The following is a 16,933-nucleotide window of genomic DNA, read 5'->3' on the forward strand; positions in this document are numbered from 1 at the left end:
GACCTCCCTGAACACTGCGTCAATGTCTGACGAGTGCGGCTGGTATGTGACCCGGCCCGTGCGCGCGAGGGTTGCCGAAACGGCTTGGCGTCCATCGGGTTTCACTGTGACGGTCGACGCTTGCGGGGGTGGGGTGTGAGCGGGGTTCGCCAGGTGTTTGCGCGGACGCATGAGTTGCCTGTTGTGCCGGAGAAGGGGGCGGTTACCTTGCGGGCGCGGGGGGTGAGTGTGGATCGGCGGGGGGCTAAGTCTGCGCAGCGGCGGGTGCTCGAAGACGTGGACTTCGATGTTGTTGCGGGCGAAGTGGTTGCGCTGGTAGGGCCCAATGGGGCCGGGAAGTCCACGTTGCTGGCCGCGCTGGCCGGGGAGTTGACGCCGAGTGAGGGGGCGGTCGAGCTCGAGGGGCAGGCTTTGGCGCATTGGTCGCCGCTGGATATGGCGCGTCGCCGGGCCGTGCTCCCCCAAACGCACACCGTCGGTTTCCCTTTCACCGCTCGCGAAGTCGTGGCAATGGGCCGCGCACCGTGGCTGCGCACCGAACGGCGCGAACTCGACGACGAGCGCATTGCCGCCGCGATGACCGCCGCCGACGTGGAACACCTTGCCGGACGGTCGTTTCCGACCCTCTCCGGCGGTGAACGCGCCCGCGTCGCCCTCGCCCGCGTGCTCGCACAGGACACCGGCACCCTGCTCCTCGACGAGCCCACCGCCGCCCTAGACCTAGGCCACCAGGAAGCCGTCCTGAACCTGGCCACCACCCGCGCACAAGCGGGCGCCGCCGTCGTCGTAGTCCTGCACGACCTCGGCATCGCCGCCGCCTACGCCGACCGCGTCGCCGTCCTCGAATCCGGCCGCATAGCCGCCGACGGCCCACCCCGCCAGGTCCTCACCACCGACCTCCTCACCCGCGTCTACCAACACCCCGTCGAAGTGCTCAACCACCCAGTCACCGGCGCCCAACTGGTCCTCCCCGTCCGCCGCTGATCCCCGGTCCTTCAGCGCCAGATCAACTTCAGTACCGCCGGGGTCAGTAGCATTCGGATGACGGTGGCGTCGAGGATCAGGGCGGCGATCATTCCGTAGGCGATGTACTTCATCAGGACCAGGTCGGAGAAGCCGAAGGCGCCGGTGACGACGATCAGAATGGCTGCGGCGGAGGTGATTACGCCGCCGGTGTGGGCAATTCCATAGCGGATCGCCTCGCGTGGTTCGGCCCCACCGGCACGCGCCTCGGCCACCCGGGACAGTAAAAACACCTCATAGTCGGTGGACAGTCCGAAGACCACGGTGACGATCAGCGCAAGGACCGCGAACATCAACGGGCCGGGCGTGAAGTGGAAGAACCCCGCACCGTGCCCCTCGACGAACACCCAGGTGAGCACACCTAACGTCGACGCCAAACTCAAGGCGCTCATCGCAACAGCCTTGACCGCCAACACAATCGATCGGAACGCCGCATACATCAGCGTCAACGCGGCCGCCGCCAGAATCGCCACCAGCAGTGGCAGTCCGTCCAACAGACCGTTGATACTGTCCCGCTCCAGCGCGGGCACCCCGGCCACCATGACGTCCACACCCGGCGGTTCCGGAATCGCCCGCAACGCCGAGATCACCCGATCCGAATCCTGCTTGTCCGTCAGCCCGGCCTGCAGCACATTGATGCCGTCCTTGGTGGGCACCGACGGCTCGAATCGTCCGGTGAGCCCGGGAATCTGGCTCGCCTCATACCGGATATCACTGAGCTGCTGCGGATTCGCGCCACGCACCACAAGCTTCAACGGCTCGGTGCGGAAACTCGGGAACAGCTCGTCGAACCGCTCCTGCGCCACCCGAGCCGGGTTCTCCGCTCCGAGATATTTCTCACTGATCCCACCGAACTCGATGTGGCGGAACGGAATACTCAACGCCAGCAGCGCGAGCACGATCGGCACCGCCACCGCCCACGGCCGACGCATCGACCACTGCGCGAGCCGCGAGAAGAAGCCCGCATCGATCTGGGCCTCGGTCTTACTGCGGGAGAACCGTTTCCAGCCCAGCAGATCGATCCGCTTCCCCGCGATGCTCAACGCCGCGGGCAACGCGGTCACCGACAGCAGGGCCGCCAGCAGCACCGAACTGATCCCGCCGTAAGGCACCGACCGCAGCACCCCGTTCGGGAAGATGAACAGCGCACCGAGACTGACCGCGATGATCGCCGCCGAGAACAGCACAGTGCGCCCCGCGGTCGCCACCGTGCGCGCGGTCGCCTCCTCCACACTGCGCCCCGCGGCAAGCTCCTCGCGGAACCGAGTGACAGTGAACAACCCATAGTCGATCGCCAACCCGAGACTCACCAAAGTCATGACGGTGCTGGCGAATACGTTCACATCGATGAGCCCGGTCAGCACCCGCATGATGCCCGCGGTCCCCATGATCGTCATGCCACCGATCAGCACCGGCAGCAACGCCCCGACCACCCCACCGAACACGAAGTACAACAGAATCGCCACCAACGGCAGCGCGATGATCTCGGCACGGTGAATGTCGTTCTGCATCCCGGTATTGAGACCCGCGAGCACCGGCTGCAACCCGGCCAGCTGCACCGTGGTCCCTCCGGGCCCACCGCCGACACTCCCGGCACCCAGATGGTCCTTGATCGCGGAGTAGTTCTCGACAGTCGCGGTCCCCTCGCCTCGCAGGCCAACGCTGGCGAACGCGTGGGTGTGCGAGGGATCGGTGGCATTGGCCGCGAACGGGCTGTCCCAGTAGCTGTCGATCTTCAGAATGTTGTCGGGGTACCGCGTGAGTAGCCCGTTCAACGCCCCCGTCACCGCGGACCGCACGCCCGGATCATCGACGGTGGTCCCCTCCGGCGCGGTGTACAGCACGATCAAGTCGCTATCGGTATCCCGACCGAAGGTCGCGTCAGCGATCTTCGACGCCGCCACCGACTCGCTGGACTCGTCGAACCACCCCTCCTGCGTCAACCGCCCCGCCAGATCGCGCCCGTACCAACCGGACGCCAACACCGCCAACGCGAACACACCGAGCACCAGAAACCGATGCCGATAAACGAACCGGCCCCACCGCAACAACCCGGAGTGCAGCTTCGAATCGTCCTGCGGTGCACGCACTTCGCGTACGCGCGAACTCCGCAAATCCGACACGGTCAGCCGCAGGCCGGCGTGCGGTAATCGGCGGAACGCAGGATCCCGCACAGGTCGGTCCGCGAGATCTTCCACTTACCGTCGAGCAACACGAAATGCACCACCGTGGTGCGCACCGCCGTCCCGCTACCGTCCTTGTCCAGGCGCATGGTCGCGGTGAGCGTGCCGTCGTGGTTGTCGAACACCGGATCTGTGACCCCGTACACGGCGCGCGGATTGTCTTGCAGCGCCTTGTACATGTCGGGGATCGCGGTCCGGAACGCGTCGCCGTCCTCGATCAGGTCGGTGCGTTCGGTGTCCGGCAGCCCCGGATCCAGCGCCCGCTTGATCTGCGCGTCCAGCTGCGTGGCCGACGGCAGCGGCGGATGCGCGGCAATCGATGACGTGGTGATCGAGGCGGACAGCGACGCGTTGGCCGACGAACGAGCGGCGTCGACGGCCGCCTCGTCCGATCCGGTGCTGCACGCCGCGGACGCGGCCACCAAGAGGAGGCCGGACGCGGTCAGCACGGTGCGGGCGAGAAATGTGTATGGCATCACCATCTACATACCATCAATTACGGAACTGATGCGTCCCAGCAACGCGCGCACCGTCGTCACTTCGCGATCCGGCACCGCGTCCACGGGCACCGCGTCGGGGATCATGTCGCGAACCAGCGCGACGACACTGCGTTCGTCATCGAGGTCGATATCGGTGACCCTGGCCTCGGCGACCGCGACGACATCCTCCGGACCGGGCACCTCGCTCGCCAGATCGGCCCGGTAGATCTCCAACGTCAAGCTGGCCCGGACCGTGCGAAACGCATACGGCCTGCCATCGCCGGTGGTCCCGAACCCGTGTGCGAACGGACCAACGGTTATGTCATCGATGGCAAATCCCGACGTATGGTCGGCTTTCAACCGGATCTCCCTGATTTGGACACTGTTTCAGCTCAACCGTAACCCGCATCACCGACATTCTCCCCCAGCCGCCACCCCGGTACGCCGTGATGTTGCGCCATCATGGTCAGATGGTGGAGTTGTGGTGAATCGTCGGTAGAAGTCGGTAAAGGAGTTCGGTGGATGCGCCCTCGCGGCTGGGTTCGATTGGCGGCGTTCGCGGGTTCCGCTGTGGTTACGCCCCGCAACCAACTCCCGGCACTTACGCTCCGAGTCCCCACGGCGCTCGTAGGCGTCGCGGCACTGGCCTTCCTGGCAGGTTGCTCCAACACGCCGGACAGCGACAACCTGCCCACCAGAGATCCGGCCACCGCCGCGGTCTCACCGGCCGCGAGCACGCGCCCCGCAGGCGACGTCATGGGACTCTCCAACGTCCGCGCACTGCTCACCGAGGAAAGCACCGGTGAGATCGCGGCCCTCGACGCCAGCGAAACAAGCACCGTCCTCTTCCTCATCGACCCGACGACGCTCACCCGCGTCGGCCCCAACGGCGTTCCGGACCCCGGCGTCCGCGCCCTGTCGCTGACGGCCCGCGGCGCGAGCCTCGCGCAGGGCAAGCCAGGCGAAGTGCTGATCCCCGCGCCCAACCGGATCTTCCGCGTCGATATCGCGGGCCGCAACATCAGCGAGGTCCCGGTCGACGGCGACGCCAGATCGGTGCAACGCCGAGACGACGGCAGCCTGCTCGTCGGCACCGCGGACGGCAAGGTCCGCACGATCTCCCCCGAGGGCAAGCTCACCCGCACCGTCACCGGCCTCGCCTCCGCCGACGCGCTCGCTCTCACCGCCGACCACGTGTCCGTCCTGGACCGCAGGCAGACCTCCGTCACCGAGATCGAACTCGGCAAAGACGACCTCGGCCTGGCCCTGCGCGCGGGCGACGGCGCCACCAACATGATCGCCGACCGGTTCGGCCGGATCATCGTCACCGACACCGGGGGCGGCGAACTCTTGGTCTTCAGCGCCGGACCTCTCGTACTGCGTCAGCGATTCCCGGTAAACTCTTCGCCTTACGCGCTTGCCTACGATCAGCGGTCCGACACCGTGTGGGTGACGTGCACCGAGAGCAACGAAGTCGTCGGATTCGATCTGTCGACAGGTATACCGACCGAAGTCGGCCGCTACCCGACGGTGCGGCAGCCCAACTCGGTAACCGTCGATCAGCGCACCGGTGACATGTTCGTGGGATCCGCGGCCGACGGCGGTCTGCAGCGGATCCGCGCGGACGATCGGAAGAGAGGCCACTGATGACTCCGGCAACGCGCGCAGACGACGAACCAGCATCACCACGCGAGAAGCGAGCGCGGCGCAGCGCGCTGCCCGCCGGCTGGGAAACCACCAGCGACGATTACGAATACGTGCCGCTGCGGCTGCCACCCGAGGTGACCAGGGTGACCGCGTCGATGCGGCTGGCCATCCAGGCCGAGTTCGGCGGCTGGGAACTGTCCCGCGTGCGGGCCTACACCGACGGTAGCCGACGGGTGCTGCTGCGCCGCCGAAAAACCGCACTACCCCAGCCCGAACCGGGAATGTGAGCCGATGTACGCCCTGTTATTACGCCTGATGTTTCTGGTCCCGCCGGAACGCATCCACCACCTGGCCTTCGCGACGATGCGGGTGGCCGCTCGTTTCGCGCCCACCCGCTGGGTGATGACCAAGGTCCTCGTCACCGAGGATACGATCCTGCGCAACACCGCGTTCGGCATCGACTTCCCGGCGCCGGTCGGGCTGGCCGCCGGGTTCGACAAGAACGCCGACGGCGTCGACGCCTGGGCGCCACTGGGTTTCGGCTTCGCCGAGATCGGCACCGTCACCGCCCAGGCCCAGCCGGGCAATCCCGCGCCGCGACTGTTCCGGCTGCCCGCCGATCATGCCCTGATCAACCGCATGGGCTTCAACAACTTCGGTGCCGCGGCCGCCGCCGAGTACCTGCGCGGCCGCCGTGGTGACGTGCCGATCGGCGCGAACATCGGCAAGACCAAAATCGTCGAACCCGCCGACGCCGCAGGCGATTACGCGATCAGCGCGGCCCTGCTCGGCCCGCTCGCCGATTTCGTTGTTGTCAATGTCAGCTCCCCCAACACCCCCGGTCTGCGCGACCTGCAAGCCGTCGAATCGCTGCGCCCGCTGCTGCAAGCGGTGCTCGACAGCGTCCAGGTGCCGGTCCTGGTGAAGATCGCCCCCGACCTGTCCGACGAGGACATCGACGCCGTCGCCGACCTCGCCGTGGAACTCGGCCTCGCCGGAATCGTGGCCACCAACACCACCATTCGCCGCGACGGCCTGCGCACCCCCGCCGACGAGGTCACGGCCATGGGCGCGGGCGGCCTGTCCGGTGCCCCCGTCGCCGACCGGTCCCTCGACGTGCTGCGCCGCCTATACCGCCGCGTCGGCGACCGCCTCGTGCTCATCTCCGTCGGCGGCATCGAAACCGCCGACCAGGCCTGGGAACGCATCCGCGCGGGCGCCACCCTGCTGCAGGGCTACACCGGTTTCATCTACGGCGGCCCGTTCTGGACCCGCAAGATCCACCGCGGTCTCGCGGAACGCTTGCGCGCAAACGGATATCAGAACATCGCCGACGCCATCGGTGCCGAGCACACCGCCAACGCCTGACCTCGCGCTACCCCACCCGCGAATGGTGTAGTAACGCGGCCGAACTCGCGCGCTGCGGCTTATTCTGATTGGGGCACAACCACCCAACCCACGCGAGGGGGCGGCGCATGGTCTCGCGGGATCAAGGCGTGCTCACCATCGTGGGCGACGCCGTCATCGATCACATCTATCGCACCGACAAGCTGCCCGCCGAGGGTGACACGGTGCACGGACGTTACGAAAAACACTTCGGTGGCAAGGGTCTCAATCGTGCCGTCGCCGCCGCGCGGCTGGGATTGCGGGTGCGGTTGATCAGTGCGGTCGGTGGTGATATCGCGGGTCGGCGCATCATCCGATATCTGAAACGCCAAGGCGTCGACACCGAGCTGGTCAAGACGGTGGATGGCGAATCCACCCCGGTGGTTGCCGTTATCATCGCGAGCAGCGGTGCGACCGGCATCATCAACGACAGCGATAACGCCGTGCGATTGAGCCGCGACGACCTGCGCACCGCCGCCGCCCGATCGGCGCTGACCTCGGCCGATGCGGTGCTGCTTACCTTCGAGCCACCGATCGCCGTCATCGATCAGGCATTGGGCGTGATCCGCAGAGGACGTACCCGCCCGCGTTTACTGGTGCACGCCACACCGCCGACGAACTCACCGCAGTACATCTCCAAGTACTTCGGCCGGATCGACTATCTGATCGGAAAACACAGAGAGCTGGCCGGATTGGTGGCCGATCCGGCGCGCACACCGCAAACACCGGCCACCGACCTCGACTTCGATGTCGACGTCGCGCCGCAGCTGCTCGCTCAGGGCGTCGGAAGTGTCTGCGCCGTCGAACGATTCGAATGCAGCGTCCGATCAGCGGCGCTGAACCTCGACGTGCCCCGTTCCTTCGCGGCAGTACTGGTGGACTCGCCAGGATCCTCTGCGGCGTTCAGCGCCGCCTTCGCCTACCGGCTCTTGACCGCCGGTCGCCCGGCCGACCGCGCGGACTTCGAATGGGCTACCGCCGCCATGGCGGCCACCCAGTCCTTCAGCGACGTGTCCGGCGCCATGCCGTCCGTCAGTGAAATCGATCGGATCGCCCGCCTCCCAACGTCATCCGACGACCACAGCTGATCCCGCCGATCGTCAGCTAAGCGCGTACGGCGGCTCGACGACGTGCCCGCGCATCGACTGCGAGCGGGGAGTCCGCCCCGGCGGCGCGGCCTCCCCCTCGGCGCGCTGACCGCGCTGCAGTCGTTGCGCCATCCGATTGGCCAGCAGCAGCAGCGCCTCTTCCCAGGACACACCCAACAGCTCGGCGCAGGTATCGGCACGGGCCTGAGCCCGCTGGTCGTACACGGCGTGCGGGTTGCTCAGCAACTCGTCGAGTTCCATGCCCAGCCGGGCCTGCGCCTGGCTCACCAGGCGATCCGGCAGCCAGCTCAACCGCCACGCATTCGTGTCTCCGGCTTCGCGGTATGCCGACTCCGGGGTGATATCGCTGGTCATCGTCCATGCGGTGGTGTGCACAGTCATAGCTGCCTCCGGTGTAACAGATGGAGCTTCATCACGAATGCCGCCTGTCGTGCATTCGCTGGTGCAGTAGAAGGGTGGCCTGCTGCACCGTGGTTCCCAGGATGTCGGCCAGCGCTTCGGCCTGTTCCTGCGTCGTGGGGCCCGCGGCGGGATCTTGACGGCTCAGCAGCTCGTCCAATTCCATTCCCGCCCTGGCCTGTTCGTGGCTGAGCCGGTGCGGTAACCAACTCAGGCGCCATGCCGGCTCCTCGTGACCTACCACCCGCCATGCCCATTCCGGGGTGGTGCTACTCGTCATCGACCGGCTGTTCTCGTAGATCGTCACGGCTGTCTCCACCGGGGAGGAGTCGTCGCCAACCCGCATTCGGGTGTGCTGAGCTCGGCCGACCGACGAAGCGCGGTCGAACCGGTGCGGCGCTTCCTCGGTGAAGCGGTGCGAGCGACGGCTGAGGCTGGCTTGGGACGGAGTGGCCGGCGAACGTACGTGGTTCGCCTAGGCCGCAACCAAGTTCGGCTCGAGGTCGGCGTCAGATCCGATGTGCCGGTGTGGCCTTCGCCGCCGGCCCTGCCTGATCAGGAGAACAACTTTCATCTCCGAGTCCCCTCCGAGGTGGCTGGGAGGCGGGTATCCCGCTGAACCCAGTGTGGCATTTGCCGTATCTGACCGTCAATTGCCGTTGTAGTTTGGTAATTGACAGTTCGTCGGCTGGCTAAACGCCGTTTTCGGCTATCGTCAGCGCGGCCCTCGAAAACGACGACCAGAGAGGTTGACACCGGTCATGGTCCCGCAGGACTCGGGCGTGGTTGCCGTGCGCAATATCCTCACTCGACTGTGCAAGCGCTCCGGTCTCAGCTCGGATCGCCTGCGCACCACCGAGATCGACGTCGCGCCGCTGCTCGATCTGCTAGCTGTGCGCCAGCATGCGCGGCGCCACGGCATCGCGCCGGAGGAGGCCGTCCTGCCGGTGGTCAAGGAACTCGCGGCACAACTGGAACCGACTAACCGATTGATCGCCGACGCCGAGCTGTCACTGGGCCTGCTCCGCGAGAATGCCACCGACGCAGTGGATCTCGATCGCCTGTACGCCGCGGACCTCGGCGAACGACGGGAATACCTCACCGAGCACTGGCGGTTGCTGCACGAAACGCTACGCGCCGAACGGATCCCGATCACGCCCTCCGTCCGGTCGTTGCGGGCCACGCCCGAACGGCGCGCGTTCACCGCCCTGGCCGGCCTGCTGGTGAACGAGTCGGTCTACGACGCGGGGTCGGTGCACCCGGCGACCACAATCGAGCCGAAGCTGTCGGAACCCCGTGCCGTACCAACGGTTCCGGGTGTGGTGACGGTCTTCGGCGACGCCGTCATCGACCATATCTACTTCGTCGATCACATTCCGATGGCGGGCACCTCCACCCCGGGAAACAGCTTCGAAAAGCATCCGGGCGGCAAGGGGCTCAACCGCGCGGTCGCCGCCGCCAGACTCGGACTGCAGGTCCGGCTGATCTCGGCGGTCGGCGACGACGACGAGGGCCGACACGTCCTCGACTACCTGCGCTCGGAAAACGTCGACACCGATCTGGTCAAGGTCGTTCCCGAGGCACCGACCCCGGTGACCGCGGTGATGATCACCAGCACCGGCGCGGCTGGTCTCATCGGCTGCCGTGACGACCGAATCCGGTTGAGCGCGCGGGACTTACGCAGCGCGCCGATCCGGGCGTCCATCGCCGCCTCGGATGCCGTGCTGCTGACTTTCGAGCAGCCGATCACCGTCATCGAGCAAGTCATGGCCCTGGTCCGGCGACTGGATTCGCGGCCACTGCTCGTTGTCAATCCGTCACCGCCGATCGATCTGCCGCAATACCTGTATCAGTACCTCAACGTCGTCGACTACCTCGCGGGCACCAGCAAGAATCTCGCCGCCATGGTGCCCGAGGTCGCCGCCGCCTCCATCAGCGACACCGCGCAACGGTTACGCGCGCTCGGAGTGCGGTCGGTCTGCGCGACCGAGGACTTTCGATGCACGGTGTGGTCGGACCCGGTCAACACTCAGATCCCGGCCTTCCCCGCGGCAATGGAAGACTCCCCCGGTGCGCAAGCTGCCTTCGCGGCGGCCCTGGTATACCGTCTCGTCTCGACCCGCCGCCCCGCCGCCGAAGACGATTACATCTGGGCGACCGCGGCGATGGTGGCTACGCAATCGTTCGGGGACGTGCCCGGAGCCATGCCGCCGGTCAGTGAGATCGACCGCATCGTCAGACTTGCTTCGGAGGAGCATTGACCATATCCCTGGCCCACCTTGCCGACACCGATCACCGGTTCACACGTAAGGCGAACGATCTGCGGGTCAGGGTGCTGGAGCTCGAGGACGCCGACGAACGAGGCCACCTGTTGGTCTTCGGTGACATCGCCGACGGCTGCCTGGTCCGGATCCATTCGCGGTGTCTCTATGGCGAGGTGCTCGGCTCCGACGATTGTGATTGCGGCCCTGAGCTCGACGTCGCGCTCGATCGCATCCAGGCCGCGCGCTCCGGCATACTGGTCTATCTCGAACAGGAGGGCCGCGGCGCCGGGCTCATCGCGAAGGCACGCGGCTACCGGCACAGCGAACTCTGCCGCACCGACAGCTTCACCAGCTACCGGGAATTGGGTTATCCCGTCGATGCCAGAACCTATGCGGTCGCGGCACACGCGCTGCTCGGGCTCGGATTGCGTTCGGTCACCTTGCTAACCAACAACCCGGCGAAGGCCGAGGCGCTGCAGGACGCCGGCCTCACAGTCGTTGTCGCGCCGCTGATCACGCCGGTCCGCAGCGAACGGGCCAGAGCTTATTTGGAAGCCAAACGCGTGCAACGTGGGCATATTCTGCCGAGTGCCGGCCTACCTTGGCTCGCCATACCGGAGCCTCCTGCCTTGCCGATATCGCGTTCCGTACGGCCGCTGCCGAGCCGCGGATTCGTCGCGGTGTCCACGATCGCTATGCTGCTCGTCGTGCTTGCCGTGGTCGGCCAAGCCGGGATCGCGGCAGTGGGCGCCCTTGTCGCGGTCGCGGTGGCGAGCGGTCGGGCGTTGCGAAATCGCCCGGACGTCGTGCAAGCAGTAACGGCAGTCCCCGCAACGCTTTTCCCGTTACCGCCGCTGCAGCCCCGAAATGACCAGACGATCCAGGCCCCGGAGGAAGCACTTGACCACTGCTGAATGGGATCTCGCTGAAACCGGGCACCGCTTGCTGCGCAAGGGCCACGATCTGCGAGTCCGGGTCATCGAGTTGCCCGCCGAGCACGACGGCGGACATATGCTGATCTTCGGCGAGCCGACCGACGGCTGCCTAGTCCGAATCCATTCCCGCTGCCTGTACGGCGACGCGCTGCAGACCGACGACTGCGACTGCGGCCCAGCGCTCGAGAAAGCCATGGACTTCATCCAGGCGGCAGGCAGCGGGATCCTGATCTACCTGGAGCAGGAGGGCCGTGGCGCCGGGCTCGTCAACAAGGCGCGCGGCCTGCGGACAAGCCAGCAAGGTCGGGTGGATACGTTCCGCAGCTATGCCATGCTCGGCCTGCTCCCCGACACACGGCGCTACGAACAGGCGGTCGCGGCACTCGAGCGGCTCCAGCTGAAGTCGATCCGGCTGATGACGAACAACCCCGACAAAGTGCGGGCCGTGCAGGCGGCCGGGATCAAGGTAACCGTGCGCTCCCTGCACACGCGGCCACGCAGTATGCGGGCGCTGGCATACCTCGAGGCCAAGCGAGTCGTCGGGCATACGCTGCCCAATAACAAGGGCCGCCTGGCCGATCTCGCCGCGGTTCGGCTCTGGCTGCGCAGCGGATGGTTCGCGATGCTCCGGTGGTCGCACGGCCGGTAGTTGCGACTAACGACGGTCACAAGCCCGAACACCTGGTTACCATTAGTGAGCCGCGCCACTCCTGGCGCGCCGACCCGTTCGGGTCTCGAACCGCCCGCGTGCGGACGCCGTGAGGCGCGGTTCATTGCATGGATATCAGGAACAGGGATATGACGACGACAGACATCGGCTATTCGCACAAATCGGGCAAAACGGTCTACACCGTTCCCGAGGCCTTCCAGGAAACCCTGACGTTGCGGCCCGAGCAGGTGGCGTTGCGGACGGTCGGCGGCACCCAGCAGATCACCTGGCGGCAGTTCGGCGAGCGGGTCCGCGCGATCGCGGCGGGCCTGGCCGAACTCGGTGTCGGGCACGGCGACACCGTCGGCATCATGCTTACCAACCGGCCCGAATTCAATCTGGTCGACACCGCCGCGCTGCACCTGGGCGCCACCCCGTTCTCGATCTACAACACCAGCTCGTCCGAGCAGATCACCCACCTGTTCACCAACGCGGCGAACAAAGTCGTTGTGACAGAACAGGTTTTCCTGGACAAGGTGACCGGCGCCGGTGTCGAACTCGCGCACATCATCCTGGTCGACGGCCCGGCCGCAGGGACCATCACCCTCGACGAGGTGGAGGCGAACCCGGCCGCCGACTTCGATTTCGACGCGGCCTGGCGCGCGGTCCAGCCCGACGACCTGGCCACCCTGATCTACACCTCGGGCACGACCGGCCCGTCCAAGGGCGTCGAGGTCACCCACCGCAATGTGCTCGCCCAGGTCATCGCGCTGGTCAACGGCCCACTGCCGATCGGCCTCGACGACCGCGCCGTGTCCTATCTGCCCGCCGCGCACGTCGCCGATCGCATCTCCTGCCACGCCATGAACCTGACCACCGGCGTCCAGGTGACCACCGTGCCGGACCCGCGCGAGGTCGCCGCCGCCCTGCCCGACGCCCGCCCGACCACCTTCTTCGGGGTGCCGCGGGTGTGGCAGAAGATCAAGGTCGGCATCGAGAGCAAGCTCGCCGCCGAACCGAGCGGGGTGAAGAAGGCGCTCGCCAACTGGGCCATCGAGACCGGACGGGCGGCGGCCCGAGCCGATATCGAGGGCAAGAGCCGCGGCCCGATCCTGGCCGTGCAGCACAAACTGGCCGAGGCGCTGGTGTTGTCGAAGCTGCGGCACGCCATGGGCCTGGAGGCCATGTTCGTGCCTGCCTCCGGGGCCGCGCCGATCCCGCCGGAGACCCTGGAGTACTTCATCGGCCTCGGCTTCGCCATGAGCGAGGTGTGGGGCATGTCGGAAACCACCGGCGTCGGCACGTTCACCGAGCGGGCCAAGCCGCGCCCCGGCTCGGTCGGTCGTCCGGTCGACGGCATGGAACTGCGACTCGATACCGACGGTGAGGTTCTGGTGCGCGGACCCATCGTGACCCGCGGCTACCGCAACATGCCGGAGCAGACGGCGGCGGCGATCGACGACGACGGCTGGCTGCACACCGGCGACATCGGCACCCTGGACCCCGACGGCTACCTGCGCATCGTCGACCGCAAGAAGGAACTGATCATCAGCGAGGCGGGCAAGAACATCGCGCCGAGCAATGTGGAGAACGCGGTGAAGGCCGTCTCCTCGCTGGTCGGTCAGGTGGTCGCGTTCGGCGATGCCAAGCCGTACATCGCCGCGCTGATCGTACTCGACCCGGACGTTGCGGCCTTGCGCGCCAAGGAGTTCGACGCCACCGATGCCGATGTGGCGACGCTGGCGACCCGGCAGGAGATCGTGGACGAAGTGCTGGCCGCGGTGCAGGCGGGCAACGTCAAGCTGTCGCGGGTGGAGCAGATCAAGCGCTTCACCATCCTCGGCACGGTCTGGGAGCCGGGCGGCGACGAGCTGACCCCGAAGATGTCGCTCAAGCGCAGCCCGATCAAGGCCAAGTACGCGGCCGAGGTCGAGGCGCTCTACGCGAAGGAACTCACCGCCCAGGTGATCAACGTCAAGTGACCCGATAACGACTGTGGCCCTGAGCATTTCGCTCAGGGCCACAGTCTTGTCCGAACCTACTTCTGCTCGTAGGTACCCACGATGGTGGCGCGCGCGATGGCGTGCGAGAACAGATTGAAACCGAGGTAGGCGGGCGTGGCGGACGCGTCGAAGCCGAGGCTCTCCACGTCCACCGCGTGCACCGCGATGAAGTAGCGGTGGTAGCCGTGTCCGGGCGGCGGTGCGGCGCCGACGAATCCGGCGAACCCGCCGTCGTTGCGCAGGGAGATCGCCCCGGTCGGCAGCGCCCCGCCTTCCTCGCCGCTGCCGGCGCCACTGGGCAGCGAGGTGGTGCCGAGCGGAACGTCGGCCACCGCCCAGTGCCAGAACCCGGCCGCCGTCGGCGCGTCCGGGTCGTACACGGTCACCGCGAAACTCTTTGTCTCCGCCGGGAATCCGGACCAGGACAGCTGCGGCGAGATGTCCTTGCCGCCCGCGCCGAACACGCCGCTGACCTGATCGTTGCCGAGCGGCTGGCCGTCGGTGACATCGTCGGAGGTCAGCGTGAACGACGGCAACTGCGGGAGCGCGTCGTAGGGGTTGTAGGAGTAATCGGGCACTGATTGTCCTTTCGTCAGCTGTTCAGCAGGAAGTGTTCCAGCACCCGGGTGCCGAATTCGAGCGCTGCCACCGGAACTCGTTCGTCGACACCGTGGAACAGCGCGGTGAAGTCCAGTTCCGGCGGCAGCTGCAGCGGGGCGAAGCCGAAGCAGCGAATGCCCAAGCGGGCGAACGCCTTCGCGTCGGTGCCGCCCGAGAGCATGTAGGGCACGGTACGGCCCTGCGGATCGTGGGCGAGGATCGCGTCGTTCATCGCGTCGACCAGGTGACCGTCGAATGTTGTTTCGTACGAGTCGAGTTTGGTGATCCACTCGCGTTCGACGTCCGGGCCGATCAGCTCGTCCACCTCGCGCTCGAACGCGGCCTGCCGACCGGGCACCACCCGGCAGTCGACCACGGCCTCCGCGGTCTGCGGAATCACGTTCGCCTTGTAGCCGGCCTGCAGCATGGTCGGATTCGCCGTATCACGCAGTGTCGCACCGATAATGCGGGAGATGGTGCCCAGCTTCGCCAGCTGACCCTCGATGTCGGGGCTGGACGGATCGAACTCCAGCCCGGTCTCCTCGGAGACGGCGGCCAGGAACTCGGTCACCGAATCCGACATCACCACGGGGAAGGTGTGTTTGCCGAGCCGGGCGACCGCGGCGGCCAGAATGGTGACGGCGTTGTCCTCATGCAGGAACGAGCCGTGACCCGCACGGGCCTTGGCGCGCAACCGCATCCAGCCGAGCCCCTTCTCGGCGGTCTCCACCAGATACAGCCTGCGCTCGGTGCCGTCCGGCCGCGGCACCGTCAGCGAGAACCCGCCGACCTCCCCGACCGCCTCGGTGATGCCCTCGAACAGGTCCGGCCGGTTGTCCACCAGCCACTGCGAACCCCACTTGCCGCCGTTCTCCTCATCCGCCAGGAACGCGAACACGATGTCGCGCGGCGGCACGGTCCCCTCGAGCTTGAACTGGCGGGCGATGGCCAGCATCATCCCGACCATGTCCTTCATGTCGATGGCGCCGCGACCCCACACGTAACCATCGCGCACCGCACCCGAGAACGGGTGCACACTCCAGTCGGCCGCCTCAGCGGGCACCACGTCGAGGTGTCCGTGCATCATCAGCGCGCCCCGGCTGGAATCGGCGCCCTTCAGCCGCGCGAACACATTCCCGCGCCCCGGCGCACCCGACTCCACGTACTCGGTCGTATATCCGGCCTGGTGCAGTTGTTCGGCCACCCATTCCGCGCACTCGCGCTCCCCCTTCGTGGTGGCGAGCTCGCCGATGTTGGAGGTATCGAACCGAATCAGCGCGCTGACCAGGTCCACCACCTCGTCGACCGCGCGAGAGCTGCTGTTGGGGACTGATCCTTCGACAGTTGTGGACACGTACCCTTTCCTACCACCTGACCCGAGTGCCGCCGTCCAGTCCCTCCCGCCGCGTCAGCGCGCCGCGGCCGTGGCGGCACAGCGTACGGTGCCGATCGCCGTCACCGCAGGGGTCAGCATCACGGTGATCGCAACCACGCAAACCGATTCGGCCCCAACGCCGTAGCGGATCAGGGCGAGTCGAAGGCGAGCTTCAGGCCGAGCGCCAGCAGGACCGAGCCGGTGATGCCTTCCATCCATCGTTTGACCGAGCGGCGATCGAGCCACGCTCGCGCGAACCGGACACCGCAGATCAGGGCGGTGGACCACAGGATGCCCTCGATGAAGTGGACCAGGGTCAGCGCCGTGCCCATCAACAGGTGCGGTGCTTGCGGTGGGATGAACTGCGGCAGCATCGCGATGTAGAAGACACCGACCTTCGGGTTGAGCAGGTTCGACGTCGCACCGCGCGCCCAGGCTCGCAGCACGTTGCCGCCGGGGACGACGTCATCGGCGGCGTGGCTGTCACCCGAGCCGCCGGAGCGCCACAGCGTGTGCAAGCTGGTGGCGCCGAGCCAGACCAGGTAGATCGCACCGGCAATGCGCAGCACCGTGTACGCCACCTGCGAGGTGGCCAGCAACACCGACAGCCCGCACGTAGTGGCGATACCCCACACCATCAGTCCGCTGCCCACGCCGAGCGCGGTCGCGAACGCGGTACGGGTGCCGCGGACGATCGCGGAACGCAGCACGAGCGCGGTATCCAGCCCCGGAACAATGGTCAGCAGCCCCGCGACGACGGCGAACGACACCATGGCTGTCCATACACTCACCCGCCCAACCTATCTCCCGTTGATCACCTTCCACCACCCCCGACCTCGGCCGGCCCACGCGCGAAAACCGATGGCGCGACGGCCGATTGG

Annotated in this window: 17 protein-coding genes; 9 read left to right on the forward strand and 8 right to left on the reverse strand. The window is 67.0% G+C overall.

From position 1 onward, the window contains the following. The first annotated feature begins 135 nt into the window (after positions 1 to 135). The gene (locus ACQPW1_RS26175; protein ID WP_433654169.1) at positions 136 to 984 is read left to right on the forward strand and encodes a heme ABC transporter ATP-binding protein; all 849 of its coding nucleotides are present in this window, start codon (positions 136 to 138) and stop codon (positions 982 to 984) included. Positions 985 to 995: 11 nt separating this feature from the next. Here ACQPW1_RS26175 and ACQPW1_RS26180 read toward each other — a convergent pair whose 3' ends face one another. Genes ACQPW1_RS26180 through ACQPW1_RS26190 form a run of 3 tightly spaced genes read right to left on the reverse strand, consistent with a single transcriptional unit; the run spans position 996 to position 4,045 of the window. Beyond that, positions 996 to 3,113: an MMPL family transporter gene (locus ACQPW1_RS26180; protein ID WP_433654170.1), complete on the reverse strand. Its 2,118-nt coding sequence runs from the start codon at positions 3,111 to 3,113 to the stop codon at positions 996 to 998. Between the two features lie 35 nt (positions 3,114 to 3,148). Then, on the reverse strand, positions 3,149 to 3,688 hold the full coding sequence (locus ACQPW1_RS26185) for a hypothetical protein (protein WP_433654172.1): 540 nt from the start codon (positions 3,686 to 3,688) through the stop codon (positions 3,149 to 3,151). After that, the gene (locus ACQPW1_RS26190; RefSeq protein WP_433654173.1) at positions 3,689 to 4,045 is read right to left on the reverse strand and encodes a hypothetical protein; all 357 of its coding nucleotides are present in this window, start codon (positions 4,043 to 4,045) and stop codon (positions 3,689 to 3,691) included. 162 nt (positions 4,046 to 4,207) lie between these two features. Here ACQPW1_RS26190 and ACQPW1_RS26195 point away from each other — a divergent pair, with 162 nt between their 5' ends. The 4 genes from ACQPW1_RS26195 (at position 4,208) to ACQPW1_RS26210 (ending at position 7,806) form a co-directional block, all read left to right on the forward strand. Continuing rightward, a complete protein-coding gene (locus ACQPW1_RS26195) occupies positions 4,208 to 5,332 on the forward strand; it encodes a YncE family protein (protein ID WP_433654174.1) in 1,125 nt (374 codons plus the stop codon). After that, positions 5,332 to 5,619 carry a DUF5703 family protein gene (locus tag ACQPW1_RS26200; RefSeq protein ID WP_433654175.1) on the forward strand — a complete coding sequence of 96 codons (288 nt, stop codon included), beginning with the start codon at positions 5,332 to 5,334 and terminating at the stop codon, positions 5,617 to 5,619. Before ACQPW1_RS26195 ends, ACQPW1_RS26200 begins: the two co-directional genes overlap by 1 nt. Positions 5,620 to 5,623: 4 nt before the next feature. Further along, complete coding sequence (locus ACQPW1_RS26205; RefSeq protein WP_433654177.1) at positions 5,624 to 6,700, forward strand: quinone-dependent dihydroorotate dehydrogenase; 1,077 nt, start codon at positions 5,624 to 5,626, stop codon at positions 6,698 to 6,700. A gap of 107 nt (positions 6,701 to 6,807) precedes the next feature. After that, complete coding sequence (locus ACQPW1_RS26210) at positions 6,808 to 7,806, forward strand: PfkB family carbohydrate kinase (RefSeq protein WP_433654178.1); 999 nt, start codon at positions 6,808 to 6,810, stop codon at positions 7,804 to 7,806. Positions 7,807 to 7,818: 12 nt separating this feature from the next. On the opposite strand, the gene ACQPW1_RS26215 is transcribed toward ACQPW1_RS26210, so the two are convergent. Further along, positions 7,819 to 8,208 carry a hypothetical protein gene (locus ACQPW1_RS26215; protein WP_396977001.1) on the reverse strand — a complete coding sequence of 130 codons (390 nt, stop codon included), beginning with the start codon at positions 8,206 to 8,208 and terminating at the stop codon, positions 7,819 to 7,821. A 31-nt stretch (positions 8,209 to 8,239) separates the two neighbouring features. Continuing rightward, positions 8,240 to 8,533, reverse strand: a complete 294-nt coding sequence (locus ACQPW1_RS26220; RefSeq protein ID WP_433654180.1) for a hypothetical protein — start codon at positions 8,531 to 8,533, stop codon at positions 8,240 to 8,242. Between the two features lie 454 nt (positions 8,534 to 8,987). On the opposite strand from ACQPW1_RS26220, the gene ACQPW1_RS26225 reads away from it, so the two are divergent. From ACQPW1_RS26225 to ACQPW1_RS26240, 4 genes are all read left to right on the forward strand, one after another. Continuing rightward, positions 8,988 to 10,487 (forward strand): PfkB family carbohydrate kinase, encoded by a 1,500-nt coding sequence (locus tag ACQPW1_RS26225; protein WP_433654181.1) that lies wholly within the window; start codon positions 8,988 to 8,990, stop codon positions 10,485 to 10,487. Next, on the forward strand, positions 10,484 to 11,404 hold the full coding sequence (locus tag ACQPW1_RS26230; RefSeq protein ID WP_433654183.1) for a GTP cyclohydrolase II: 921 nt from the start codon (positions 10,484 to 10,486) through the stop codon (positions 11,402 to 11,404). Before ACQPW1_RS26225 ends, ACQPW1_RS26230 begins: the two co-directional genes overlap by 4 nt. Next, positions 11,391 to 12,074, forward strand: coding sequence for a GTP cyclohydrolase (locus ACQPW1_RS26235; RefSeq protein WP_433654185.1), 684 nt, complete (start codon positions 11,391 to 11,393; stop codon positions 12,072 to 12,074). Before ACQPW1_RS26230 ends, ACQPW1_RS26235 begins: the two co-directional genes overlap by 14 nt. Positions 12,075 to 12,223: 149 nt before the next feature. Continuing rightward, a complete protein-coding gene (locus tag ACQPW1_RS26240; protein ID WP_433654187.1) occupies positions 12,224 to 14,056 on the forward strand; it encodes an AMP-dependent synthetase/ligase in 1,833 nt (610 codons plus the stop codon). A 56-nt stretch (positions 14,057 to 14,112) separates the two neighbouring features. Here ACQPW1_RS26240 and ACQPW1_RS26245 read toward each other — a convergent pair whose 3' ends face one another. The 3 genes from ACQPW1_RS26245 to ACQPW1_RS26255 form a co-directional block, all read right to left on the reverse strand. Next, positions 14,113 to 14,655 (reverse strand): YbhB/YbcL family Raf kinase inhibitor-like protein, encoded by a 543-nt coding sequence (locus tag ACQPW1_RS26245; protein ID WP_433654188.1) that lies wholly within the window; start codon positions 14,653 to 14,655, stop codon positions 14,113 to 14,115. 14 nt (positions 14,656 to 14,669) lie between these two features. Then, a complete protein-coding gene (locus ACQPW1_RS26250) occupies positions 14,670 to 16,031 on the reverse strand; it encodes a M20/M25/M40 family metallo-hydrolase (RefSeq protein WP_433654189.1) in 1,362 nt (453 codons plus the stop codon). A gap of 170 nt (positions 16,032 to 16,201) precedes the next feature. Continuing rightward, entirely contained in the window at positions 16,202 to 16,843 is a 642-nt protein-coding gene (locus ACQPW1_RS26255; protein ID WP_433654190.1) for a LysE family translocator, read from the reverse strand. Between the last annotated feature and the right edge of the window lie 90 nt (positions 16,844 to 16,933).

The sequence above is a fragment of the Nocardia sp. CA-128927 genome (assembly GCF_050955855.1).
GTDB lineage: Bacteria > Actinomycetota > Actinomycetes > Mycobacteriales > Mycobacteriaceae > Nocardia.

Bases quoted from the DNA above. Each gene is read 5' to 3' on its own strand.
- ACQPW1_RS26210 (WP_433654178.1), top strand. From the start codon at position 6,808: ATGGTCTCGCGGGATCAAGGCGTGCTCACCATCGTGGGCGACGCCGTC.
- ACQPW1_RS26215 (WP_396977001.1), bottom strand. From the start codon at position 8,208: ATGACTGTGCACACCACCGCATGGACGATGACCAGCGATATCACCCCG.
- ACQPW1_RS26225 (WP_433654181.1), top strand. From the start codon at position 8,988: ATGGTCCCGCAGGACTCGGGCGTGGTTGCCGTGCGCAATATCCTCACT.
- ACQPW1_RS26185 (WP_433654172.1), bottom strand. From the start codon at position 3,688: ATGGTGATGCCATACACATTTCTCGCCCGCACCGTGCTGACCGCGTCC.
- ACQPW1_RS26195 (WP_433654174.1), top strand. From the start codon at position 4,208: ATGCGCCCTCGCGGCTGGGTTCGATTGGCGGCGTTCGCGGGTTCCGCT.
- ACQPW1_RS26205 (WP_433654177.1), top strand. From the start codon at position 5,624: ATGTACGCCCTGTTATTACGCCTGATGTTTCTGGTCCCGCCGGAACGC.
- ACQPW1_RS26240 (WP_433654187.1), top strand. From the start codon at position 12,224: ATGACGACGACAGACATCGGCTATTCGCACAAATCGGGCAAAACGGTC.
- ACQPW1_RS26200 (WP_433654175.1), top strand. From the start codon at position 5,332: ATGACTCCGGCAACGCGCGCAGACGACGAACCAGCATCACCACGCGAG.